We start from the raw sequence: 25,630 nt of genomic DNA, 5'->3' as shown, positions 1-25,630 counted from the left end.
CATCCGCCTTAGCAGGACTGCCAGTTCGCAGGCCAGGCCACATACAGGAATTTCACAGTCGATGGCGTACCAAACTCGATGCTGGAGCCTTTAGGGATAAACATCACATCCCCGGCTTTCGCAATCATGGTTTCGCCTTCATGACGAACGTGCAGTTCGCCTTCCAGAATCATGTCGATTTCGTCGTAGTTCAGCGTCCATGGGAAAAAAGCGTTATCCCACTGCATGAAGCCGGCGGCCATACTGCTGCCGTCCTGGTCGGTCACTAAGTCGGTTAAGCCAACACAGTGCGGTTGAGCACCGTCAAAACGACCAAACTTCACGCTGCTGCCGTCAATGACTTTCACGCCGCCTTTGCCGGTAACCGAGTTAAAGCTCGGCTGCATTCCGCCCTGCTCCAGCGACTGCTTCTCCTTCATGACTTTATCCATCAACTGCGCGACCAGGCTTTCGGTGAACTGCCCTTCCGGCAGTTGCGCGATGATGGTTTCGCGAATGCGCTGACTTTCCGATTTGCCATCATCCACTGGAGCGGCCGCTGCGGCGGTTGCTGCAACTGGTGCTGATTCGTCACATTCAGTGATAGTGACGCCCAGCAGCTCCGCAACCTCGCGAGCCTCCGGGGTGATGATGCTGGCGCGCAGAACAACCGACAATTCCTGTTCGCCGCGTGCGTGGGCCGCACGAATATCGTTAGCTGTGATGAGTTTTTTCACCTGCCCTTTCCTCCTTTTGGCTGAGCTCAGTCAGATAATCCACCAGGTGCTGCACGCTGCGCGGGTCATGGCTATTGAGTTCGAAAATTGGCTCCTGGAACCCTATCCCGCGAAGTAGTTGTCGCGTTGCGGCGACGTCGGCATCCGGCATGTCCGTTTTACTGATAACGGCGATTTGTCGTTTACTGGCGCCGATATCCAACAGCCCGGCAGGTAAGCGACTTTCTTTATCATTTGCCGCGTGTATATAAATCAACGTATCAACATCTTGCAGCGTGGTAATTAAGGCGTGATACCAGCGCGGATGGCTAAAATATTCTCCGGGTGTATCGATATCACCGTTTTCATTAAACTCCACGGCCTGTGTTTTTCTGGCGAGGGAATAATTTCCCTGGAGCGCATTAAAAAGCGTTGTTTTCCCCGCCCCGACCGTACCGACAAAAGCAATACGTTTCATCGCCGCCTCTGATTAACTTTTTGTCAGGTTGCACAAAGTGAAATTTAATACCCGACCCAGGCCGCTAACGGTCTGCAATAATGCTTCTTCGACCGCACCAACAGAGCCGTAGATCACCAGCGCACCACTGAATCTATCGAGAAAACCGATATGTACATCCGCGGCCTTCATAGCCAAATCGCCGGCGATCATCGCGGTTTCTCCCGGCGTAAGCGTCATGATGCCGATAGCACCCGCTTCGGGAACGCCGATCTTTTTCGCCAGTTCTTCACCGGGGTGCGCAATCAGATGCGCCAGCGTGACCTGTTTTCCCGGCACAAATTCCTGAATGATGCGTTCTTTTTCCATTGCTCACCGCCTCTGCTAAAACTGTCCTCATCGTGGCAATTTTTTGTCAGAGTAAATAACAAAATTCGGCAAGTGGGTTTAAAAGGTGAAGTAGATCACTAAGAAATGAAAAATAAAAAGGCGCGGGAGAACCCCGCGCCGGAAATAATTAAAGTGAAATTACAGCGGTTGCGTTTGGGCTTCTACGACCGCCAGCGCCACCATATTAACGATACGACGAACAGAGGCAATCGGCGTTAATACGTGAACAGGTTTAGCGACCCCCATCAGCACCGGCCCCACGGTAACACCTTCCGAACTGGAAACGCGTAGTAAGTTGTAACTAATACGGGCAGCTTCCATATTCGGCATCACCAGAATATTGGCTGAGCCTTTCAGCGGGCTGTCCGGCATCCGATCGTTACGAATGCTCTCTACCAGCGCCGCATCACCGTGCATTTCACCGTCGATCATCAGCTCAGGCGCACGTGCCTTAATCAGCTCCAGCGCGTCGCGCATTTTGCTGGCGGATGGGCAATTGGAAGAGCCAAAGTTAGAGTGCGACAGCAACGCCACTTTCGGTTCGATACCGAAACGACGCACTGTTTCTGCCGCCATCACGGCGATTTCAGCCAGCTGTTCCGGCGTCGGGTCATCGTTAACGTAGGTATCCGCAATAAAGGTGTTTCCGCTTGGCAGCAGCAGCGCATTCATCGCCCCTGCCGTATGGACACCTTCACGATGACCAAACACCTCTTTCACCACGCTGAAATGCTCATGGTAGTCGCCAATCGTACCGCAGATCATTGCATCTGCTTCGCCACGCTGCACCATGATCGCACCGATCACCGTGGTGTTGGCGATCACTGCGCGCTGCGCCTGTTCCTGGGTAATCCCCCGGCGCTTCATGATCTGGTAATACTCGCTCCAGTACTCTTTGAAGCGTGGATCGGATTCATTATTGACGATCTCGAAATCGACGCCAGCTTTGATCTGCAAACCCAACTTCTGGATACGCATTTCGATCACGCTCGGACGACCAATCAGGATCGGCTTCGCCAGGCCTAAGGTGATCAATTCCTGCGTTGCGTGCAGTACACGCGCTTCTTCCCCTTCCGTCAGCACCACACGCTTCGGCGCTTTGCGCGCCAGCGAGAAAATCGGCTTCATGAACAGGTTGGTTTTGTAAACGAATTCGGTCAGCTTATCGATGTAAGCGTCAAAATCAGCAATCGGACGTGTCGCCACGCCAGAATCCATCGCCGCTTTCGCTACCGCTGGCGCGATTTTGACAATCAGTCGTGGGTCAAACGGTTTAGGAATAATGTATTCCGGGCCGAAGCTCAGATCCTGATCGCCGTAAGCCGAAGCCACGACTTCGCTCTGTTCAGCATGCGCCAGTTCTGCAATCGCGTGTACCGCGGCCAGTTTCATCTCTTCGTTGATGGCGGTAGCACCCACATCCAGCGCACCACGGAAGATGAACGGGAAGCACAGGACGTTGTTAACCTGGTTCGGGTAGTCGGAACGACCAGTACAGATGATGGCATCAGACCGGACTTCTTTCGCCAACGGCGGCAGGATTTCCGGTTCCGGGTTGGCAAGTGCCAGGATCATTGGCGCACGGGCCATTTTCTTGACCATTTCCTGAGTCAATACTTTCGGACCCGAGCAGCCGAGGAAAATGTCTGCACCGTCAATCACGTCATCCAGCGTACGCTTACCGTCATCTACCACCGCATAAGCCGCTTTGGTTTCCGCCATATTCGGCTCGCGGTCTTTGTAAATCACGCCTTTGGAGTCGCAGACCACAATGTTGTGCTTCTGCATACCCAGCGCCACCAGCAGGTTCATACAGGCAATCGCCGCAGCACCTGCGCCAGACACCACCATGCGCACATCAGAAATATTTTTCTCAACCACCCGCAGACCGTTCAGAATTGCGGCAGTACTGATGATTGCCGTACCGTGCTGGTCATCGTGGAAAACCGGAATATTCATGCGCTCACGCAGCTTTTGCTCAATGTAGAAACATTCCGGCGCTTTGATGTCTTCGAGGTTGATACCGCCAAATGTAGGTTCGAGGGCCGCCACGACATTGATAAATTTATCCGGATCGAGTTCATCGACTTCAATATCGAACACGTCAATTCCGGCGAATTTCTTAAACAGAACGCCTTTACCTTCCATTACGGGTTTACCGGCCAGCGCACCGATGTTACCCAGTCCCAGCACCGCAGTACCGTTAGAGATAACCGCCACAAGGTTGCCACGCGCGGTATATTTGTAGGCCGCCAGCGGGTCTTTTTCAATTTCAAGGCACGGTGCAGCTACGCCCGGCGAGTAGGCCAGTGCAAGATCGCGCTGTGTTGCCAGCGGCTTGGTCGGAGAAACCTGGATTTTACCGGGTACTGGAAATTCGTGGAAATCGAGGGCGCTTTGTTTTAACTGGTCATCCATCTTGTTGTTCCTTTCACGTATCTATCAAAAAAGTGGCGCGGGTAACCATTCTGCTGAGCCGCACATTATCACCTCAGTCAGCGGCACAAACTTTGAAGGCCTCCAAACTCTCACCATTCAAAGAAAGAATTTGTTATCAATTTATAACAGCTATGTTACCTGCTTAAGCCAGCAATACCATGCCTGTCTGCTATGCTTTTTGCTGACAACGCCCGCAATTTTCCCAAAAGTGTGAATCACAACACGCATCTAACGCTTTACTTTTCAAGGAGTATTTCCTATGACCCGTAAAGAGCTTGCCAATGCCATTCGTGCGCTGAGTATGGATGCCGTCCAAAAAGCTAACTCTGGCCATCCCGGTGCACCGATGGGCATGGCCGATATCGCTGAAGTGCTGTGGAACGATTTTCTCCACCACAATCCAACCGACCCCAGCTGGTACGATCGTGACCGATTTATCCTGTCCAACGGTCATGCCTCTATGTTGCTCTACAGCCTGCTACACCTTTCCGGCTACGATCTGCCGTTAGAAGAGCTAAAGAATTTCCGCCAACTGCACTCAAAGACGCCAGGGCATCCGGAAATTGGCTACACACCGGGCGTGGAAACCACCACGGGTCCACTGGGTCAGGGACTCGCAAACGCGGTTGGGATGGCCATAGCTGAACGGACGCTGGCTGCACAATTTAATCAGCCGGATCACGAAATTGTCAGTCACTTCACCTACGTCTTTATGGGTGACGGCTGTCTGATGGAAGGGATTTCTCACGAAGCCTGTTCGCTGGCGGGCACACTGGGGCTAGGTAAACTGATCGGTTTCTACGATCACAACGGTATCTCGATTGATGGCGAAACCAAAGGCTGGTTTACCGACGATACAGCGAAACGCTTTGAAGCCTATCACTGGCATGTGGTGCACGAGATTGATGGCCACGACCCTGAAGCCGTGAAGCAAGCAATTGTGGAAGCACAGCGCGTAACCGATAAGCCGTCACTGATTATTTGTCGGACGGTGATTGGTTTTGGCTCCCCCAATAAAGCAGGAAAAGAAGAAGCGCACGGTGCCGCGCTGGGTGAACAAGAAGTGGCGTTGACCCGTCAGAAACTGGGCTGGCATCACCCGCCCTTTGAGATCCCGAAAGAAATTTACCGGGCATGGGATGCACGCGAAAAAGGGGAAAAAGCGCAACAGAACTGGAATGCGAAATTCGCGGCTTACCAACACGCATACCCGGAACTGGCAGCAGAGTTTACCCGCCGGATGCGCGGCGAACTCCCCGACGAATGGGAAAAAACAACCCAGAAATACATTACCGAACTGCAGGCTAATCCGGCCAAAATCGCCAGCCGCAAGGCTTCGCAAAATACACTGAACGCCTACGGGCCAATACTCCCTGAACTGCTGGGTGGTTCGGCAGATCTCGCACCCAGCAACCTGACTATCTGGAAAGGCTCAGCATCTCTGAAAGAAGATCTCGCCGGCAATTATATTCACTACGGCGTGCGTGAATTTGGCATGACCGCCATTGCCAACGGCATCGCTCATCATGGTGGTTTTGTGCCATATACGGCGACCTTCCTGATGTTTGTTGAGTATGCGCGTAACGCCGCACGCATGGCGGCACTCATGAAAGCCAGGCAGATCATGGTCTATACCCATGACTCGATTGGCCTGGGAGAAGATGGGCCGACGCACCAGGCCGTCGAACAGCTCGCCAGCCTGCGCCTGACACCTAACTTCAGCACCTGGCGTCCGTGCGATCAGGTGGAGACTGCGGTCGGCTGGAAGCTGGCGGTGGAGCGTCATGACGGACCCACGGCGTTGATCCTCTCCAGACAGAATCTGGCACAGATTGAACGTACGCCCGAGCAGGTGAAGCAGATTGCCCGCGGTGGCTATGTGCTGAAAGACAGTGGAGGAAAACCCGATGTGATCCTGATTGCCACAGGTTCAGAAATGGAAATTACATTGCTGGCGGCGGAAAAGCTGACGGGTGAAGGCCGCAATGTCCGTGTGGTTTCACTGCCCTCAACAGATATTTTCGACGCCCAGGATGAGGCTTACCGGGAATCGGTTCTGCCGGCAAACGTGAGCGCACGCGTGGCAGTAGAAGCGGGTATTGCCGACTACTGGTACAAATATGTCGGTCTGAAAGGCGCAATTGTCGGCATGACGGGGTATGGGGAATCTGCTCCGGCAGACAAACTGTTCCCTTTCTTCGGCTTTACGGTGGAGAACATCGTCGAAAAAGCGCATAAAGTGCTGAACGCCTGATGGCGACGCTCACGCGTCTTAGCAGGCCGACGAAATCTATCACCTTCAGTCCGTATAAGGCGCAGTCGCATCCGGCATTAAATTAACGCGTGATCCACAGCGTGGGCCAGGCATCTGGTCCATGCCAGTTATCACAACTTGGCTCTTGTGCGTAACGCACCAAACGAAAGCGCTGGCCGTCAAACCGCCAGCGAGTCTGGATCCCGCAGTCCGATAAACCTCGCCCTTTGGCGAGAGTGACCAACTCACGAGATTTCTCATCAAACGTGGCATTGGTCAGCTCCATGTCGGTACTGTCTGCATCGGTTTTAAATGGCAGGCTCAGACGTACAGCGCGAGAGGTAAACGGTGTGGCACGAGAAACGGTCCATGCCAGATCGATCGTGTTGTATGCCCCGGCTTCGCAGCCTATCATCAGCAGAGCTTTATCGTCCGTTAAGGCGAAAACCCGCATCTCACGACGCATGGGATCGAGTGAACAGCGGATGCCATTGATCCGCCAGTTGCCATAATCCAACAGCTCGCTACGCTCCTGTTGAGTGAGTGGCGTTGGCGTGGAATTAACCACAGCCACACCTTTCAGGGCGGGAGCCGGCGGAACGCTGAGCGGCGGCTCGTCTCCTTTCTCAATCCAGGCGGTTTCACTACCGACGCGCTTTTGTTGCGCATCAATAAACAACAATGCTGCTTTCAACCCAGACAGAGACAGCGTTTGCGTACCTTTTTGTAGGGTAATGGCTTTCGCATCCTGCACGGTTTGTAAAAATGTACCGATGGTAGCCGGATCATCCGTCATCAAATGCCAGGGCGTAATACGCCAGTGTTCACCGGCCAATGGGAGTGGCGTGCCGTCCAACAGCAAGCGCGGCGCAATATCGGCCTCTTTGACATCAGGAGAATCCATACCACCAAGTTCAATACGTAACACAGCATCGGTATGCGCCCCGGCACTGCGGCTTAGGGTCATCACCAGGCCGTGATGATCTCCCGTATTTCGCGCCACGCAGAAGTTTTGATTGTTGCAGGTCACCTGCCAATCAGAAAATGCCTGTTGCGCAGGCGCCGCCCACAGCAAGCGGGCCGGTAGCAGGCCGAGCAGGAACAAGAAAATAATGCGATAGCGCATGGACGGTACAACCCCGAAATCAAAACACACAGCCCAGGCGGTATCTTCCTTGCGCGACTGATGAGGCTCAATAAGAATCGTCGGATTGGCCTGTATCTTTGTAAAGAAATATAAACCCTGACCGCTAATCCATAAGATGCGACGATTGCAGGTAGTTAAGTAACAGCACCGTTTTCCCGTCGCGAATCTCACCCGTTTTGATCATCGATAGTGCCTGTTCAAAAGGCAATTCCAGTACCTCAATATCCTCATCTTCAATACCGCCACCCGCATTGGCCCGTTGGCTGTCACTGTATTGCGCGATAAAAAAGTGAATGATCTCCGTCACGCCGCCCGGCGACATATATAACTCAAAAAGTTTCCGTGCTTCGCCCACTTCATAGCCGGTCTCTTCAATGGCTTCTTTACGAATGCAAACTTCCGGCTCATCGTTGTCCAGCAACCCGGCGCAGGCTTCAATCAGTTGTCCACTTTCATTGCCGTTGACCCAGGTCGCAATACGAAACTGACGGGTCAGCACGACGGTTTTTTTCTCCGGGTTATACAGCAAAACTGTGGCACCGTTACCGCGATCGTAAACCTCACGTTTGTGGCGAATGACCTCGCCATTGCTGCGGGTCAGGTCATAGGTGATATTGCGCAGGATGAAGTAGTTATCAGAAAGGACTTTATCTTTGATGAGGGTAATTTTTTGCGACATACCGGCTCCACAGCAAGAAGTGAGAAATAATACTACGCCGTGAAACCGGGTTTGTCTTGACCTTAGGCTAATGAGATTTGACTGATTTTACGCCCAGCCAGTCAATGATGCCCTGTGCGGCATGTCGCCCTTCCGCCATCGCAGTAACGACCAGGTCCGCACCGCGAACTGCATCACCACCAGCAAAGATTTTCGGATTACTGGTTTGATACCGGTATGCACTCTCCACATTCGCTGCAATACGTCCCCAGCTGTCGACCTTCACACCCTGACTCTCAAGCCACGGCATACCGTGCGGGTGAAAACCAAACGCCATAATCACCGCATCAGCGGGCATGACAAACTCACTCCCGGCAACAGGGACCGGGCGGCGACGCCCCTGAGCATCAGGCTCACCGAGTTGGGTACGTAAAAAACGTACGCCGCTGACGCGTCCATCAGCCTTTAACATCAGTTCAACCGGCTGAACGTTAAATTCGAAATTAGCCCCCTCTTCACGCGCGTTCTTCACCTCTTTTTTCGAGCCCGGCATGTTGGCTTCATCACGACGATAGGCGCAGGTCACCTGACTCGCACCGTGACGTAACGCGGTTCGTACGCAGTCCATCGCCGTATCGCCACCGCCCAGCACGACAACGTTCAGCCCTGCGGTATCAATAAAGGGCTCTTCCGGCAACGCATCCAGCCCCATCACCTGTTTGGTATTGGCAATCAGGAACGGCAGTGCATCATAAACGCCCGGCGCATCTTCATTTGGTAGATCGGCTTTCATCGAACGATAAGTACCAACCCCCACAAATACGGCGTCGTAATCGTCCAGCAACGAGGACAGCGCCACGTCTTTACCCACTTCACAGTTCAGTTCGAAATGAATGCCCATGGCGCTAAAGATTTCACGGCGGCGCGCCAGCAGCGATTTGTCCAGCTTGAAAGCCGGAATACCAAACGTCAGCAAACCGCCGATTTCAGGATGACGATCGAACACGGTGGCGCTGACGCCGTTTCGCGCTAACACATCAGCACAGGCAAGACCTGCCGGACCAGCGCCAATAATAGCGACACGTTTATCGACTTTCTGTACATGGCTTAGGTCAGGTCGCCATCCTTTGCTCAGCGCACGGTCAGAAATATAACGTTCAATATTGCCGATAGTCACCGCGCCATGTTCGTTCCGCACCGTGCAGGCCCCTTCGCACAGTCGGTCCTGCGGACAGACGCGCCCAGTCACTTCTGGCAGGCAGTTAGTCTGGTGAGAAAGCTCTACCGCCGCATCAATGTTCCCGGCTTTTACCAGTTCAATCCACTGCGGGATGTGGTTATGCAGTGGGCATGTCCATTCGCAAATACTGTGCTCGCCACACTTCAGGCAGCGAGATGCTTCCCGCTCCGCCTGCGCCGTACGAAATGGCAGGTATATTTCATCAAAGCTGGTTTTACGGGCTTCTATAGCCAATTTATCCGGCTCACCGCGCGGTGGAGTCGCCTGCATCTGCTCGCGCCTGGTGAGCAAATGGGGCGTAAAATCGGTCGCGCTGGCATGCCAGGGCTGACTTTCGAGACTTGCCGTACGCAGCCGGCGTGCTTTTGATAATCCGGTAAGCGAACTTTCCGTCACCAGTTGTAACGCCTGCGCCGGACAGTTCTCCACGCAAGCCGGACCCTCTTCACGCCCCTGACACAGGTCGCATTTGTGCGCTGTTGCTTTTACCTTTCCTTTAGCGACAGGAGTGAGTACGATCTGCATCGTACCAAAAGGACAGGCAACGACGCACGATTTGCAGCCAATACACTTTTGCGCATTCACCTGAACGCTGTCGTGCTCATGACTAATGGCCCCATTCGGGCAACTTCTGGCACAAGGGGCATCTTCACAGTGGTGGCAGGTGACTGCACTGCGCTGTTGCTGATGCTTGATGACGGTAATTCGGGGCTGAAAATGCCGTTGGCTCAGGACATGTTGCTCGTCATTGTGGGCCATGACGCAGGCGACCTCACAGGCGTGGCATCCCAGGCACTGTTGGCTATTGACCATAATAAAACGATTCATGGCTTCCTTCTTTTTTGGTTGCGAAAACCTTATTCTTTATATGACTGTTGTTATTAACCGACCCTGAAGAGGGCGGCAATGTTCATTTGCCCAGGAAGCACAACTATTTATCCAGAACCTGTGGCAGATCAATTTATTTCATCGAATATGAAATTGTGTTTCATTTAATAATCAGTTTCATGATTACTTTTTTAACATTTATCAAATACGCTGAATCGTTCAGGTTGAGTCGGAGCGTGGCGTGAATTGTGTGAGGGTGCGCAAGTGACGGTAAAGCGTCCGGTCTCGGCCAGCCTGGCTAAGGCTTTTTTCTATATAGTGTTGCTGTCGATTCTCTCAACGGGTATTGCACTGCTTACGCTGACCAGCAGCTTGCGGGATGCTGAAGCCATCAATATTGCCGGCTCTCTGCGTATGCAAAGCTATCGATTAGGTTACGATTTGCAAAGCCAGAGCCCGCAGTTAAACGCCCACCGTCAGCTTTTCCAGCAAGCGCTTAACGCGCCAGCATTGCAAAACCTGAATGCCTGGTATGTTCCGCAAACGGTAAAAAGTCGCTATGGCCGCCTGCATGCTAACTGGCTGGAAATGAACGCCCGTCTGACCAATGGCGACTTGCAGTGGTATCAGTCCAATATCAACAACTACGTCGATCAAATCGATCTCTTTGTGCTGGCACTTCAGCATTATGCCGAGCGCAAGGTGATGTTGGTTTTTGGCATATCGCTGGCAGGGGGGATCGGCATCTTCACCCTCGTCTTCTTTACGCTACGGCGTATTCGCCAGCAGGTCGTGCGCCCGCTGAATAAGCTGGTGATGGCCAGCCAGCATATTGAACACGGTCGGTTTGATATCTCACCGCTGGATACACAACTCCCCAACGAACTGGGATTACTGGCGAAGACGTTTAGCCAGATGTCGAGTGAGTTGCATAAGCTGTACCGCTCGCTGGAAGCCTCCGTCGCCGAGAAAACCCACGATCTCCACGAAGCCAATCGCCGCCTGGAAGTGTTATATCAATGTTCCCAGGCACTGAATACCAGCCAGATTGACGTGTACTGCTTCCGCCATATTTTACAGATTGTCCGCGAACATGACGCCGCGTATTTTCTGGAGCTCACCGTCGGTGATAACTGGCGAATCAGCGAAGGAACAGCAAGCCCTGAACTGCCGATGCAGATCCTGCCCGTCACGATGCAAGATACGGTGTACGGTGAACTGCACTGGCAAAGCCCGAATGTAAATGCGTCCACACCACTACTCAACAGCGTATCAACTATGCTCGGGCGCGGGCTGTACTTCAACCAGGCGCAAAAGCATTTTCAGCAGTTGCTGTTAATGGAAGAGCGAGCAACAATCGCCCGCGAGCTCCACGACTCGCTGGCACAGGTACTTTCCTATTTACGTATTCAGCTTACGCTACTGAAACGCGCTATTCCGCAGGATAACATTCCGGCGCAAAGCATCATGGCGGACTTCTCCCAGGCACTGAATGATGCTTATCGCCAATTGCGCGAGCTGCTTACCACCTTCCGCCTGACGTTACAGCAGGCCGATTTGCCTTCCGCCCTGCATGAAATGCTGGAAACGCTGCAAAATCAAACATCTGCTAAACTGACTCTCGATTGTCGACTGCCAACACTGGCACTGGACGCGCAAATGCAGGTGCATCTGTTACAGATCGTCCGTGAAGCCGTGCTGAATGCCATTAAGCATGCCAATGCCAGCGAAATTGCAGTCAGTTGTGTGACCGCGCCGGATGGTAATCATACCGTTTATATCCGTGATAACGGTGTCGGCATCGGTGAGCCTCATGAGCCTACGGGGCACTACGGTCTGAATATCATGCGTGAGCGCGCAGAGAGACTCAGCGGTACATTGACCTTCTCGCAACCTTCCGGAGGAGGCACGCTGGTGAGCATCAGCTTTCGATCGGCAGAGACCGACAGTCAGCTAACGTAAAGAACGGCAAAGCGTCGGAAAGCCTGAATTCAGGCCTGACGGCATTGGCACAAAAGGTACGCTGTAAACGGGCATGATAATTTACATTATCTTCTTTTTTTCTCCACGTTTGCTCCGTACCTTGCCGCTACAGTGAAGCAAGTCATACGCATAAATATACGCAGAAACACGAGGTCCCCTTTTAATGGCGAATTTTTTTATCGATCGCCCCATTTTTGCCTGGGTGTTAGCTATCCTGTTGTGCCTGACGGGAGCCCTGGCTATTTTTTCGCTGCCCGTTGAGCAATATCCCGACCTTGCGCCGCCAAACGTGCGGGTAACCGCAAACTATCCAGGCGCATCTGCACAAACTCTGGAAAACACGGTGACCCAGGTTATCGAGCAGAACATGACGGGTCTCGACAATCTGATGTATATGTCATCCCAAAGCAGCGGAACCGGTCAGGCGACGGTGACGCTTAGCTTCGTGGCAGGGACCGATCCTGATGAAGCTGTACAGCAGGTGCAAAACCAGCTGCAATCGGCGATGCGTAAACTGCCACAGGCGGTACAGGATCAGGGTGTTACGGTGCGAAAAACCGGGGATACCAATATTCTAACCATCGCTTTTGTGTCTACCGATGGTTCAATGGATAAGCAAGATATTGCCGACTACGTGGCGAGTAATATTCAGGACCCGCTTAGCCGTATTAACGGTGTAGGGGATATTGATGCTTACGGTTCACAGTATTCCATGCGTATCTGGCTCGACCCAGCCAAACTTAACAGCTTCCAGATGACCGCCAAAGATGTGACTGACGCTATTGAGTCACAGAATGCGCAAATTGCAGTTGGGCAGCTTGGCGGTACGCCTTCGGTGGACAAACAGGCGTTGAATGCAACGATCAACGCGCAGTCACTACTACAAACGCCAGAACAGTTCCGCGATATTACACTACGTGTTAACCAGGACGGCTCGGAAGTCAGACTAGGCGATGTGGCAACGGTCGAAATGGGGGCCGAGAAGTACGACTACCTCAGCCGGTTTAATGGCAACCCCGCGTCCGGACTTGGTGTCAAATTGGCCTCTGGTGCCAATGAAATGGCAACAGCGGAACTGGTCATCAACCGCCTCGATGAGCTGTCGCAGTATTTTCCGCACGGGCTGGAATACAAGGTGGCATATGAAACCACCTCTTTCGTCAAAGCGTCGATTATCGATGTGGTGAAAACGCTGCTCGAAGCAATCGCACTGGTTTTCCTTGTGATGTACCTGTTCCTGCAAAATTTCCGTGCGACGCTTATCCCGACAATCGCCGTTCCCGTCGTCCTGATGGGTACCTTCTCCGTGCTTTATGGTTTTGGCTACAGCGTTAACACCTTAACAATGTTTGCGATGGTGCTGGCAATTGGCCTGCTGGTTGATGATGCCATCGTGGTGGTGGAAAACGTCGAGCGTATTATGAGTGAGGAAGGCCTCTCACCGCGTGAAGCGACGCGAAAATCAATGGGGCAAATCCAGGGCGCGCTGGTCGGTATTGCTATGGTGCTGTCGGCGGTCTTTATTCCAATGGCCTTCTTCGGCGGTACGACTGGGGCCATTTATCGCCAGTTCTCGATTACTATCGTCTCCGCAATGGTGCTGTCTGTTCTGGTGGCGATGATCCTGACCCCTGCCCTGTGCGCTACGCTACTTAAACCACTGCATAAGGGCGAGCATCATGGCCAAACAGGCTTCTTCGGCTGGTTTAACCGAATGTTTAACCGCAACGCTGAACGTTACGAAAAAGGCGTTGCCCGGATCCTGCATCGCAGCCTACGTTGGATATTGATCTACGGACTGCTGCTCGGCGGTATGGTGTTCCTGTTCCTGCGCCTGCCAACGTCCTTCTTGCCATTAGAAGACCGCGGGATGTTTACCACTTCGGTACAGTTGCCGAGCGGCTCCACGCAGCAGCAAACATTAAAAGTCGTTGAGGAAGTCGAGAAGTACTACTTCACTCACGAAAAAGACAACATTATGTCCGTCTTCTCCACGGTTGGTTCCGGTCCTGGGGGGAACGGACAGAACGTGGCGCGTATGTTTGTCCGTTTAAAAGACTGGGATGAGCGCGACACCACTACCGGGACGTCTTTCGCCATTATCGAACGCGCGACCAAAGCCTTCAATAAGATTAAAGAAGCCCGCGTCTTCGCCAGTAGCCCTCCGGCCATCAGCGGCCTTGGTAGTTCCGCGGGTTTCGATATGGAATTACAGGACCACGCCGGCGCAGGCCATGACGCGCTAATGGCTGCACGCGACAAATTAATTGAGCTTGCCGGGAAAGACGCTTCACTGACCCGTGTTCGCCATAACGGTCTGGATGACAGTCCGCAACTGCAAATTGATATCGATCAGCGTAAAGCCCAGGCGCTGGGCGTTTCCATTGACGACATCAACGACACATTGCAGACGGCGTGGGGCTCCAGCTACGTAAACGACTTTATGGACAGGGGCCGCGTGAAGAAGGTTTACGTCCAGGCTGCGGCAAAATACCGCATGCTCCCGGACGATATTAACCTGTGGTACGTGCGCAATAGCAGCGGCGGCATGGTACCTTTCTCCGCGTTTGCCACTTCGCGCTGGGAAACCGGTTCACCGCGTCTGGAGCGATATAACGGTTATTCTGCTGTTGAAATCGTCGGCGAAGCCGCACCCGGAGTCAGTACTGGTACGGCAATGGACGTGATGGAATCGCTGGTTCGCCAGTTACCAACCGGATTTGGCCTTGAATGGACGGCGATGTCTTATCAGGAACGGTTATCGGGATCTCAGGCTCCTGCCCTGTACGCCATTTCGCTGTTGGTCGTGTTCCTGTGTCTGGCTGCGCTGTACGAGAGCTGGTCGGTACCGTTCTCCGTTATGCTGGTCGTACCGTTGGGGGTCATTGGCGCACTGCTGGCGACCTGGATGCGGGGCCTGGAAAACGATGTTTATTTCCAGGTCGGCTTATTAACGGTAATCGGGCTATCGGCGAAGAACGCGATACTGATTGTTGAATTCGCCAACGAGATGAACGAAAAAGGGCACGACCTGCTCGACGCTACGCTGCATGCGTGTCGCCAACGTTTACGTCCGATTCTCATGACATCGCTGGCGTTTATCTTCGGGGTACTGCCGATGACAATCAGCAGTGGTGCTGGCTCCGGCGGCCAGCATGCGGTTGGGACCGGTGTCATGGGTGGGATGATTTCAGCCACCATTCTGGCGATTTTCTTCGTCCCGCTGTTCTTTGTGCTGGTGCGTAGACGCTTCCCGCTGAAGCCACGCCCAGAATAATCGGGCACAAAAAAGGCGACTTACGATGAGTCGCCTTTTTCATCCTTTTCAGGATATGAATTTCTTCCAGAAAATTATTTACGAAGCATCACTTCGATAAAGTCTTTCCAGTTCCCCAGTTCACGTTCAATCATAACGACCTCTCTTATTATTATGGGCATTCTACGAAATCATCCTCATTAAAAGAAGATAATTTAACCGATGGTTGTGATTACATCCTCCAGTGCCTGGGGTCATGTCATCACTATGCGCTATACCCATAAATTTTATGTGACTCACTGCAATATTTTGAAATATTCACACATAATCTACGACTTTGACAATTTTGATGGAAAAACAGACTGATGCAAACAAGTTTATTCTGAAATACCGATCGACGTGAAATTTTGGAACTTTCAGGAATCATTATTCACCGTTGTTCAACAATGTTATATTTTTCTATAACGAATGAATGACAATATGTATTATCAGAAACGCGAGAATACAAGAATAAGTATTCAAAATACGTTAATAAGGATTCATATGATCACCCTCTACGGCATTAAGAATTGCGATACAATTAAAAAGGCCCGACGCTGGCTGGAAACGCAGGGTATTGACTACCGCTTCCATGATTATCGTGTCGACGGTCTGGACAACGCGCTGTTACAGTCCTTTATCAACGAGTTAGGCTGGGAGGCACTGCTCAATACGCGGGGAACCACCTGGCGCAAACTGGATGAAGCAACGCGTAATCAAATCACTGATGCCACTGCTGCCGCCTCATTGATGATTGAAATGCCTGCAATTATCAAACGCCCATTGCTCTGCGAGCCGGGTAAGCCTATGCTGCTTGGTTTCAGTGAATCCAGTTATACTCAATGGATTTCGGGCAGCGGGAAGGCAACCAGCGAATGAGCCACAGGAGCTTACTAAAGTCAGTGACCAGAGTGAGTGAGTGCCCTCACCGCACATGCAGCTTGAAAGATGACGAGTATTTGCAGTTTTTTAATGAGGTATAGTCTATGTCGTGCCCGGTTATTGAGCTGACACAGCAGCTTATTCGCCGCCCTTCCCTGAGCCCGGATGATGCCGGGTGCCAGGCGTTAATGATTGAACGTCTGCGTGCGGTAGGTTTTACCGTTGAGCGAATGGATTTTGGTGACACACAGAATTTTTGGGCATGGCGCGGAAAAGGTGAGACCCTGGCATTTGCCGGTCACACCGACGTAGTGCCCGCAGGCGATGTTGATCGGTGGATCAATCCGCCGTTTGAACCGACCATTCGCGACGGCATGCTGTTCGGGCGCGGTGCGGCCGATATGAAAGGTTCGCTGGCGGCAATGGTCGTGGCGGCAGAGCGATTTGTCGCCCAACATCCGAACCATCAAGGGCGTCTGGCATTTTTGATAACGTCTGACGAAGAAGCCAGCGCTAAAAACGGCACCGTGAAGGTCGTTGAAACGCTGATGGCGCGCAATGAGCGGCTGGATTATTGCCTGGTCGGTGAGCCGTCCAGCACCGAAATCGTCGGTGACGTGGTAAAAAATGGACGCCGTGGTTCCCTCACCTGCAACCTGACTATTCATGGCGTACAGGGACATGTGGCCTATCCGCATCTGGCTGATAACCCGGTGCACCGGGCGGCGCCAATGCTCAATGAGCTGGTGGCGATTGAATGGGATCAGGGCAATGAGTTCTTCCCGGCAACCAGCATGCAGATTGCCAATATTCAGGCAGGCACGGGCAGCAACAACGTCATCCCCGGCGAACTGTTTATTCAGTTCAACTTCCGTTTCAGCACCGAATTAAACGACGAAATGATTAAGTCGCGGGTACTGGAACTGTTGGACAAGCACCAACTGCGTTACACAGTAGACTGGTGGCTTTCCGGCCAACCGTTCCTGACCGAACGCGGTAAACTGGTGGATGCAGTGGTGAACGCCATTGAGCACTATAATGAAATTAAACCGCAGTTACTGACGACAGGCGGGACGTCCGACGGGCGCTTTATTGCCCGCATGGGGGCACAGGTGGTGGAACTTGGGCCGGTCAATGCCACCATTCATAAAATAAATGAATGCGTCAATGCCGCCGACCTGCAGCTACTTGCCCGTATGTATCAACGTATCATGGAACAACTCGTCGCCTGATGAGTGTTCCTGCAAGAGGAAATAAGCATGGACTGGCTGGCAAAATATTGGTGGATTTTAGTGCTGGTGTTTCTGGTGGGGGTACTGCTGAATGTGATCAAAGATCTTAAGCGTGTCGACCACAAGAAGTTTCTCGCCAATAAGCCGGAGCTTCCCCCGCATCGTGATTTTAACGATAAATGGGACGATGACGACGATTGGCCGAACAAGGATCAGCCGAAGAAATAATTTGTAGGCCGGATAACACATATCACGTTGCTATCCGGCACTATCACTGACTGTCATGCCGGATGGCGGCTTCGCCTTATCCGGCCTACAGGTTAAATCATCTCAATCACATCATCATCGTGAGGCTTACCACCGCTCAGCGCTTCATCAAAGTAGTGCTTCGGCACGGTAAAACGCAGATGGTCGAGCGCAAACTGCATGCTGTGTTCATCAATGGCGTGCCCCAGATTTTCGACGATATCCAGCGTCACATCCCCACCTGCACGAATTAACGCTTCCTGCGCAGCAACGGCATGAGATAACTCAATCACCCGATCTTCACCACCGTGAATCAAATGCACTGTGGTAGCAGTGGTAGCCGCTTCCGGCAAGGTGGCGTAACGGCCATTAAAGGCAATGACCCGCGATGCCAGCCCTGGCTCAGCTTTGATACTCTCGAGTGACATAATCGCCCCCTGAGAAAAACCAATCAACGCCGTAGCCTGAGGTGACACACCACTCTGTTTCTGCCAATAGCGAACGGTTTCGATAAAGACCGGCATGATGGCATCAATACGCGCCTGACGGTTCTCTTCTGTTACACCCTGAACCGAAAACCACTGACGCCCACCGGCTGCGCCATAAGGCTCAGCGCCACCAATACTGACAATCAGCGCGTCCGGAAACAGTGGTGCAAACCAGGAACCAATTTCGCCCATGGCTACCGGATTATCGCCGACACCATGAAACAGCAACAGCAACTGTTGAGCGGGTTTATCGGGACTTTGAACAACAAAATGGTCATGTTTCATGGCGATCTCCTTAACTGATGAGAATTATTCTACGCCGCTTAACCGCAATGACCATGCCAGGAAATTGAAGAAGTTAGTGAAAAAATTGCCATTGCATAATGCGATTACGTAACTGTTGCTGACGTTCGATATCCAACTGCGCTAACGCCTGCGCCGCCTCTTCACGCTGAACCAGCAACAACGCTTTGCGCCCCGATACCTTCAGCCGCTTGCACAATTCCGCGTCACTGCATTGTTCCTGTAAACGCCCTCGCAGCGCCGGGAGAGGCTGTTCACAGTGCTGGAGCAGACGACTCAGACAACCGAGTGATGTGAGTAATGGCCGATGCGCGAAGGCAAACCCTGCCAGCTCATCCCAGTCATCATCATTAAGCGTAGACGCTTTCAGTGGAACGACCGGGATACACTCATCATTCCATTGTGCGAGGATCGCCGCATCACGACGCAATCGCTGATGCTCCCGCTCAGCCAGACGCTGCCCGGCATCACTGATAGGAAGCAACGCCATTGCCGTATAGCACCCGCTGCTGGCTTCACGATGATTCCCCATCCGCACCATGACAAAACCGCAGCGCTGCCAAAAACGCCACAACTCGGCCGTATAACCAAAACTGACGGAAAGATAGTCACACTGCGAAGAATACTGATGGGCCTGCATAATCAGTTGCTGCCCGATACCTTCCCGCTGACGAGCAGGATGAACCGCAATACGGCTAACCCGCCGGCCAACCAGCGTTGCGGCCAGCGGATCGCTGCCATGCGCCGCCAGTGACTGCGCAACCAGGTTGCCTCTTGGCCGACGATATCCCGCCCACACAGCCTGACTTAACGCTGTGGATAGGCCACCCTCATCCACCAGCCAGACAGCGCCCGCAACAGCGTCCACGCCCGATGCCTGAAGAAAATGCTGCCCCGGCGCATCCATCATCCGGCGCAGATCCAGTGGTGAAGTGCGATAATGCGCGCCGGAGAGCAATTGATAGACCGCCAGCGGTAGCGTCGGGTTGGTATGCCAGACATTCGCATCAAATGCGCTGAAGCGAATCTCACCCTGTGGTGCATGAGTAAAGGTTTCATCATCAAACACCAACGCATCGCTGACAATTTTTTCCAGTGGGCATCCCTGTGCCCAACGCACTGGCTGTTGTAATTCATAGCGTTGCAGATTTGGGAAGCGAGCGCAGAATTTCAACAAAAAACCTCTGCCGGTTCCTTCATAGCCCTGAACGGTTGTCGTTAACAGCGTGCGGGGAAAACGTGAAACCAGCTGATGCAAAAGCGGCGCAGGAATCGCAGCCGCTTCATCAACAACGAGCCAGTCAGCCGTTTCAGCACTGGCTAACAGCGCGTCCGGCGCCATAAAGCAGTAGCGTTCCCCAGCAAATTGCGCCAGTACATCCGTTGCCGCTTTCGCCGGTGCGGTAACGATAGCCGTCCCCGTCATACGCGAAATCAACTGCCCGGCCAGCGCGGATTTGCCCCGACCACGCGCGGCGGTCACCGCAACCACACCCGGAGGCATATCCAACAGGTGATGTAAAATCGTCGCCTGTTCCGGCTGGGGATCGCCGTTTGCCGGCTGCCAGTCTGCTCGCACAGGAAAATGCGGATAGGATTTCGCCTGATGCTGTTGCCAGTGCAGCGTTTCTCCTTCACGAGTCACTGCTCGCCTGAAGTGTTCAACAAAGTGTGGTGTTGGGATAGGTTTGGCGCAGTCGCTCCAGCGCAGGGAATCCGCGTCCGGAGACGTTTGCCAGTCCAGCCAGGGTGGGGTCAGCAACACCAGCCAACTGCCGGCAACCAGCGTTCCGCTTAAGGCGGCAAATGCCGCGGCGTCAAACCCCTGTCCGGCATCAAAAACGGCATGGCGAAATTCGCGCCCTAACAGCGTTTGTAGCGCCTGGGGTGTGCAACCAGACTCAGCGGGGGCTGTCGCCCCCACCCACAGCCAGTCGCCGGGTAATGTATTGCGTAGCGCTAACGCTTGGGCCTGGCACCAGTTTTCTTCGCCGCTGATTATCAGCAGACGACGAATCCCTTCTCTGGCCATGCGTTCTGTGAGCGCACTTAGTGCAGCATTGTCAGACATCCCTGCCTCAATATCTTAAATGCCTTTGCCAAAGGTATTACATTGTCCCGGATCGCCACTGTCAAAACCGCGTTTAAACCAGGTATAACGTTGCTGCGAGGTGCCGTGAGTAAAGCTATCGGGCACAACGCGCCCTTGCCCTTGCTGTTGCAAACGATCATCACCAATGGCTTGTGCGGCGTTTAACGCCTCTTCCAGATCACCGGATTCAAGTACGCCCTGCTGCTGCATACTGTGTCCCCAGACACCCGCAAAGCAATCCGCCTGCAGTTCCATACGAACAGAAAGGCGATTCACTTCGGCCTGAGAGGCATTCTGCTGCATCTGACGAACTTTCGGTTCAATACCCAGCAGTTTCTGCACATGGTGGCCAACTTCGTGCGCGATGACATAGCCCTGAGCAAAATCGCCATCAGCGCCCAGCTTATTTTTCATGTCATCATAGAAGGAAAGATCGATATATACCGTGCCGTCCGCTGGGCAATAAAACGGTCCCATCACGGACTGGCCCGCACCGCAGCCGGTACGCGTCGCACCACGATACATCACCAGCTTCGGCTGTTGATAGGTGCGCCCCATTTTTTCAAACTGCTGACCCCAGGTATCTTCGGTCGTAGCCAGTATCACTGAGGTAAATTTTGCGGCTTCATCATCATTTGGGCTGATGGAGCGTGTGGTTTGCTGTTGCGAAACAGGCTGACCGGTCATGAGTCCGGTGAGATCCACACCATAATAGCCCGCGACAAGCACCACAATCAGCAGAATGATACCGCCTTTACCACTCGGCAAACGAAAACCGGGCCCCCCCATAGAAGGACCACCACCGGCGCTATTTCGTCTGTCTTCCACATTGTCACTTTCACGACGCCCTTGCCAGCGCATAGTCACCTCAACTTTTTATTCATTATGTTGATGATCGTAGGCGGTTCGGAACAGGATTACCATAAGAAACAGTAATCAAAATCGGGGGGATTGATGAGCCGGAGAGCGATCGCCGGCTCAGGGAGGCGTTAGTCTAACTTCACACCCAGACGATGCGCGACAGCTTCATAGGCTTCGATCAGGCCGCCCAGACTCTGGCGGAAGCGATCTTTGTCCATTTTATCCAGCGTTTCTTTGTCCCACAGACGACTACCGTCCGGTGAGAATTCGTCGCCCAGCACCACTTCACCTTTATACAAACCAAACTCAAGTTTGAAGTCGACCAGAATCAGGCCTGCATCATCGAACATCTTTTTCAGCACGTCGTTGGCTTTGTAGGTCAGCTCTTTCATACGTGCCAGATTCTCTTTGCTCACCCAACCAAAAGTTTCGCAATAGGAATCGTTAATCATTGGATCGTGCATAGCATCATTTTTCAGGAACAGATCAAACAGCGGCGGATTCAGTTCAATACCTTCCTCAACGCCTAAACGCTTAACCAGTGAGCCTGCCGCGCGGTTACGTACCACACATTCAACCGGCACCATCTCCAGTTTTTTCACCAGACATTCGGTATCGGAAAGCAGTCGCTCCATCTGGGTAGGAATGCCTGCTTCTTGCAGTTTGGTCATAATGAAATGGTTGAATTTGTTATTCACCATACCTTTACGGTCAAACTGTTCAATGCGCGCGCCATCCCCTGCTGACGTATCATTGCGGAATTCGAGCACCAACAGGTCCGGGTTTTCCGTGCTGTATACGGTCTTCGCTTTACCACGATACAACTCAGCTTGCTTTTGCATCTTTATTACTCCTGGGTGTGAATTAACGATAAATATTGCGTTTTTCTGCCGACGCACACGTTTGCGTATCATATCAGAAAAAAAGGGCTGGAGTTATCCAGCCCTTTATTTTTACTTACTGAACGCTGCCTGGAAGACGGCGACCAGCGCGTCGTTCTGGCTTTGCGTCAGGGTATGTCCCTTCGGATCGATAAACTGCAAACTACTGCGGTTGTCTAAATCACCGACCTGCAGTTTGTAGTCGCCGGATACCAGACCCGGATCGCTTGCGCCCAGCTCCTGCCAGTTACTGTCTGACAGTGGTTTGTAAGTCACCGCGATGCTGCCCTGAGAACGGGTGCTATCGGTCACTTTCATGCCCACTTTTTCCAGCGCTGCCGGCAGACGCTGCCACACCACGTTGAACGGCCCACGTACCACCAGCATCGGTAAACCGGTGTCATCAGCCGCACTCTGAACGTCCATCGTCGCGGCAGAACGGTTCTGCGCGGCATTCGCAGCGTCAGTGGCGTTCTTATCCAGACCCGCAGAGATAACGTTCATCATCTCAGCGCTATAGCGCTGCATGGATGCCGGATCGGCTACCGGTTTACCCGCCTGCTCGAGGTTAATCAATTTCACCGTCACCGCCTGCTGATAGCCCTGCGGTTTAACCGAGATTTGATAACGTCCACGGTACTGTTCGTCTTCATCCAGACGGTTCCAGTCAACCCAATCGGTGGTCAGCGTCTGGCTGGCATCATCACGTTTCGCGATGGTGTAGTTTTTAGACTGAACAACGCTCACGACCTGCGGCCACAGCGTGTTGCCACGACCATTTTCCACCAGCAATGTCGCCGTATCGCCCGCAATCTGAGTGCGGGCACCAGTGACTAATGCTAACGGCTGAGCCGGTGGGCGAATGTCCAGCGCTTTACCCACGGCACCGCTGCCGTTGGTTACCGGGATGTTATAATCGCCGGTCATAACCGGCAGAATCATCCCAGCTGGCGCATGAAGCTCAGCAAGCGGTGCGGCCTCCAGATAGGATTCATCACCGCTCACCTGGCGCTTATAGCGCGAGTCAGAACTACAGGCCGCGAGCAACATAACAAGCGAAACACCCGCAACCTTGGCCAGGCGCGACTTTTGTACTGAGTAAGCCATCAAATCTCCCTAAACTTTACAGCAAACCGGCATGCTTAAGCGCCGCTTTGACGATATCACGAGCATTGTCCGTAATTGGCGTCATCGGCAAACGTAGCGTATCGGTCGCCACAAGTCCCAACTCCTTACATGCCCATTTCACTGGGATAGGATTGGGTTCGACAAATAGTTTGTTGTGTAACGGCATCAGACGTTGGTTGATCACCCGCGCCTCAGCAAAATGCCCTTCTGCCGCCAGTTTGCACATTTCGGCCATATCGCGTGCCGCAACGTTAGCCGTTACGGAAATCACGCCATGACCACCAAGCTGCATGAAGTCCAGTCCGGTCGCATCATCACCGCTAAGCAGAATAAAATCGTCTGAAACCAGCTCTTTGATCTGGTGAACACGACTTAAGTTCCCTGTGGCCTCTTTGATAGCGACAATATTTTTTACCTTCGCCAGGCGACCAACGGTTTCCGGCAGCATATCGCAGCCAGTACGGGACGGCACATTATACAGAATTTGCGGCAGGTCAGTATGTTCCGCGATGGCTTTGAAATGCTGGAACAAACCTTCCTGAGTTGGGCGGTTGTAATAAGGCGTCACCGTCAGGCAGCCGACAACACCGCTGTCGTTAAAACGCTGCGTCAGACTAATGCCTTCTGCGGTCGCATTGGCGCCGGTTCCGGCAATAACCGGAATACGCCCATCGGCCAGCTCCAGCGTCATCATTACCACATCGCCATGTTCATCATGACTCAGGGTAGCGGACTCACCGGTGGTGCCAACCGAAACGATCGCCGAGGTGCCGCTGGCGACATGATAATCAATCAGTTTTTTCAGGCTCGACCGGCAGACTTTACCTTTCTCATCCATCGGCGTAATAAGCGCGACAATACTTCCCGTGAACATGGGCCATCCTCTGTGCAAACAAGTGTCTCAATGGTACGTTTGGTACGACAATAAAAGCAAGCGACCATAGCCCTTCTGATTGTTGTATGCATGTTTTTTTTATGCTTTCCTTATGATTACCTCACCGCTCAAAGGAAGAACAGGTTTGACATCGCCATCGCAACACTATCTGGTCATTACTGCGCTGGGTGCTGACCGCCCGGGAATTGTGAACACTATCACCCGTCATGTCAGCAGTTGTGGCTGTAATATCGAAGACAGCCGACTGGCCATGCTGGGTGACGAGTTTACGTTTATCATGTTGTTATCCGGAACCTGGAATGCCATCACCCTGATTGAATCAACCCTGCCTTTGAAAGGCGCAGAGCTGGATTTATTGATTGTGATGAAGCGTACGACGGCTCGCCCCCGCCCGGCGATGCCCGCCACGGTATGGGTGCAGGTCGATGTCCCCGACTCGCCTCATTTGATTGAGCGCTTTACCGCCCTTTTTGACAGCCACCAAATGAATATTGCGGAACTGGTTTCGCGCACACAGCCGGCAGAAAACGGCAAGGCTGCACAATTGTTTATTCAAATTACCGCACATAGTCCTGCGTCACATGATTCGGCAAATATTGAGGATGCGTTTAAAGCACTCTGTACAGAACTCAATGCGCAAGGCAGTATTAACGTCGTCAATTACTCACAGCATGATGAACAGGATGGAGTTAAGTAATGAACCCACTGAAAGCCGGTGATATTGCACCGAAATTTAGCTTGCCGGATCAAGACGGAGAACAAGTAAATTTAACCGACTTCCAGGGACAGCGTGTTCTGGTTTATTTCTACCCGAAAGCCATGACGCCCGGCTGTACCGTACAAGCCTGTGGCTTGCGCGATAACATGGATCAGTTAAAAAAAGCCGGTGTTGAGGTGCTGGGAATAAGCACCGATAAACCAGAAAAGCTTTCCCGATTTGCGGAGAAAGAAGTGCTTAACTTCACGCTCCTGTCTGATGAAGATCATCAGGTTTGCGAGCAGTTTGGCGTCTGGGGTGAAAAGTCATTTATGGGTAAGACCTACGATGGCATCCACCGCATCAGCTTCCTGATTGATGCCGAAGGCAAAATTGAACATGTGTTTGATGATTTCAAAACCAGCAATCACCACGACATCGTGCTGAACTGGGTTCTGGAAAACGCCTGACCGTGAAATGCCGGATGGCGGTGTGAACGCCTTATCCGGCCTACAAATGCACGCACGTAGGCCGGATAA

22 protein-coding genes are annotated in these 25,630 nt (G+C 52.7%); 8 read left to right on the top strand and 14 right to left on the bottom strand.

The window, feature by feature from the left end; translation table 11 throughout:
* Positions 1-8 precede the first annotated feature (8 nt).
* The 4 genes from eutQ to maeB form a co-directional block, all read right to left on the bottom strand.
* Positions 9-716: an ethanolamine utilization acetate kinase EutQ gene (gene eutQ / locus QMN38_RS04210; protein ID WP_202038102.1), complete on the bottom strand. Its 708-nt coding sequence runs from the start codon at positions 714-716 to the stop codon at positions 9-11.
* Complete coding sequence (gene eutP, locus QMN38_RS04205) at positions 694-1,173, bottom strand: ethanolamine utilization acetate kinase EutP (RefSeq protein WP_016153958.1); 480 nt, start codon at positions 1,171-1,173, stop codon at positions 694-696. The genes eutQ and eutP overlap by 23 nt, the downstream gene beginning before the upstream one ends.
* A gap of 12 nt (positions 1,174-1,185) precedes the next feature.
* Positions 1,186-1,521, bottom strand: a complete 336-nt coding sequence (gene eutS / locus QMN38_RS04200; protein WP_137384748.1) for an ethanolamine utilization microcompartment protein EutS — start codon at positions 1,519-1,521, stop codon at positions 1,186-1,188.
* Positions 1,522-1,680: 159 nt separating this feature from the next.
* Positions 1,681-3,960 (bottom strand): NADP-dependent oxaloacetate-decarboxylating malate dehydrogenase, encoded by a 2,280-nt coding sequence (gene maeB, locus QMN38_RS04195; protein WP_271440170.1) that lies wholly within the window; start codon positions 3,958-3,960, stop codon positions 1,681-1,683.
* 280 nt (positions 3,961-4,240) lie between these two features.
* On the opposite strand from maeB, the gene tkt reads away from it, so the two are divergent.
* Positions 4,241-6,235 carry a transketolase gene (gene tkt, locus QMN38_RS04190; protein WP_271448586.1) on the top strand — a complete coding sequence of 665 codons (1,995 nt, stop codon included), beginning with the start codon at positions 4,241-4,243 and terminating at the stop codon, positions 6,233-6,235.
* 82 nt (positions 6,236-6,317) lie between these two features.
* Here tkt and QMN38_RS04185 read toward each other — a convergent pair whose 3' ends face one another.
* The 3 genes from QMN38_RS04185 to aegA form a co-directional block, all read right to left on the bottom strand.
* On the bottom strand, positions 6,318-7,361 hold the full coding sequence (locus tag QMN38_RS04185; RefSeq protein WP_323604596.1) for a DUF1176 domain-containing protein: 1,044 nt from the start codon (positions 7,359-7,361) through the stop codon (positions 6,318-6,320).
* A gap of 124 nt (positions 7,362-7,485) precedes the next feature.
* Complete coding sequence (nudK, locus tag QMN38_RS04180; protein WP_061068315.1) at positions 7,486-8,061, bottom strand: GDP-mannose pyrophosphatase NudK; 576 nt, start codon at positions 8,059-8,061, stop codon at positions 7,486-7,488.
* A 67-nt stretch (positions 8,062-8,128) separates the two neighbouring features.
* Positions 8,129-10,108 carry a formate-dependent uric acid utilization protein AegA gene (gene aegA, locus QMN38_RS04175; protein WP_323604595.1) on the bottom strand — a complete coding sequence of 660 codons (1,980 nt, stop codon included), beginning with the start codon at positions 10,106-10,108 and terminating at the stop codon, positions 8,129-8,131.
* Positions 10,109-10,372: 264 nt separating this feature from the next.
* Between aegA and narQ the strand changes: the two genes are divergently transcribed.
* Positions 10,373-12,070, top strand: coding sequence for a nitrate/nitrite two-component system sensor histidine kinase NarQ (gene narQ / locus QMN38_RS04170; protein WP_271448589.1), 1,698 nt, complete (start codon positions 10,373-10,375; stop codon positions 12,068-12,070).
* Positions 12,071-12,254: 184 nt separating this feature from the next.
* Positions 12,255-15,368: a multidrug efflux RND transporter permease AcrD gene (acrD, locus tag QMN38_RS04165; protein ID WP_323604594.1), complete on the top strand. Its 3,114-nt coding sequence runs from the start codon at positions 12,255-12,257 to the stop codon at positions 15,366-15,368.
* Between the two features lie 74 nt (positions 15,369-15,442).
* Here the strand turns inward: acrD and ypfM are convergent, their stop codons facing one another.
* Positions 15,443-15,502 carry a protein YpfM gene (gene ypfM / locus QMN38_RS04160; protein WP_001386977.1) on the bottom strand — a complete coding sequence of 20 codons (60 nt, stop codon included), beginning with the start codon at positions 15,500-15,502 and terminating at the stop codon, positions 15,443-15,445.
* A 388-nt stretch (positions 15,503-15,890) separates the two neighbouring features.
* On the opposite strand from ypfM, the gene QMN38_RS04155 reads away from it, so the two are divergent.
* The 3 genes from QMN38_RS04155 to QMN38_RS04145 all read left to right on the top strand — a co-directional run bounded on the left by QMN38_RS04155 (position 15,891) and on the right by QMN38_RS04145 (position 17,728).
* Positions 15,891-16,265 carry an ArsC family reductase gene (locus QMN38_RS04155; protein WP_271440164.1) on the top strand — a complete coding sequence of 125 codons (375 nt, stop codon included), beginning with the start codon at positions 15,891-15,893 and terminating at the stop codon, positions 16,263-16,265.
* A gap of 107 nt (positions 16,266-16,372) precedes the next feature.
* Positions 16,373-17,500: a succinyl-diaminopimelate desuccinylase gene (dapE, locus tag QMN38_RS04150; RefSeq protein WP_137384763.1), complete on the top strand. Its 1,128-nt coding sequence runs from the start codon at positions 16,373-16,375 to the stop codon at positions 17,498-17,500.
* Positions 17,501-17,527: 27 nt separating this feature from the next.
* The gene (locus QMN38_RS04145) at positions 17,528-17,728 is read left to right on the top strand and encodes a YpfN family protein (protein ID WP_003835080.1); all 201 of its coding nucleotides are present in this window, start codon (positions 17,528-17,530) and stop codon (positions 17,726-17,728) included.
* Positions 17,729-17,820: 92 nt separating this feature from the next.
* Here the strand turns inward: QMN38_RS04145 and ypfH are convergent, their stop codons facing one another.
* The 6 genes from ypfH to dapA form a co-directional block, all read right to left on the bottom strand.
* Entirely contained in the window at positions 17,821-18,519 is a 699-nt protein-coding gene (ypfH, locus tag QMN38_RS04140) for an esterase (RefSeq protein WP_271448592.1), read from the bottom strand.
* 73 nt (positions 18,520-18,592) lie between these two features.
* Complete coding sequence (locus QMN38_RS04135; RefSeq protein ID WP_323604593.1) at positions 18,593-20,608, bottom strand: tRNA(Met) cytidine acetyltransferase TmcA; 2,016 nt, start codon at positions 20,606-20,608, stop codon at positions 18,593-18,595.
* A 15-nt stretch (positions 20,609-20,623) separates the two neighbouring features.
* Positions 20,624-21,490, bottom strand: coding sequence for a KPN_02809 family neutral zinc metallopeptidase (gene ypfJ, locus QMN38_RS04130; protein ID WP_202038085.1), 867 nt, complete (start codon positions 21,488-21,490; stop codon positions 20,624-20,626).
* Positions 21,491-21,618: 128 nt separating this feature from the next.
* Positions 21,619-22,332 (bottom strand): phosphoribosylaminoimidazolesuccinocarboxamide synthase, encoded by a 714-nt coding sequence (gene purC / locus QMN38_RS04125; RefSeq protein WP_003835086.1) that lies wholly within the window; start codon positions 22,330-22,332, stop codon positions 21,619-21,621.
* Positions 22,333-22,443: 111 nt separating this feature from the next.
* Positions 22,444-23,478, bottom strand: coding sequence for an outer membrane protein assembly factor BamC (bamC, locus tag QMN38_RS04120; protein WP_271454140.1), 1,035 nt, complete (start codon positions 23,476-23,478; stop codon positions 22,444-22,446).
* 16 nt (positions 23,479-23,494) lie between these two features.
* Positions 23,495-24,373, bottom strand: coding sequence for a 4-hydroxy-tetrahydrodipicolinate synthase (gene dapA / locus QMN38_RS04115; RefSeq protein WP_005121885.1), 879 nt, complete (start codon positions 24,371-24,373; stop codon positions 23,495-23,497).
* Positions 24,374-24,518: 145 nt separating this feature from the next.
* On the opposite strand from dapA, the gene QMN38_RS04110 reads away from it, so the two are divergent.
* Positions 24,519-25,091, top strand: coding sequence for a glycine cleavage system transcriptional repressor (locus tag QMN38_RS04110; protein ID WP_005121884.1), 573 nt, complete (start codon positions 24,519-24,521; stop codon positions 25,089-25,091).
* On the top strand, positions 25,091-25,561 hold the full coding sequence (gene bcp, locus QMN38_RS04105) for a thioredoxin-dependent thiol peroxidase (RefSeq protein WP_137384768.1): 471 nt from the start codon (positions 25,091-25,093) through the stop codon (positions 25,559-25,561). Before QMN38_RS04110 ends, bcp begins: the two co-directional genes overlap by 1 nt.
* Positions 25,562-25,630 lie beyond the last annotated feature (69 nt).

It is taken from the genome of Citrobacter sp. R-1.5.2 (genome assembly GCF_035064245.1).
Taxonomy (GTDB): Bacteria; Pseudomonadota; Gammaproteobacteria; order Enterobacterales; family Enterobacteriaceae; genus Citrobacter.
The sequence above is the reverse complement of the archived record's forward strand: the minus strand, read 5'-3'. Positions and strand labels throughout refer to the sequence as shown.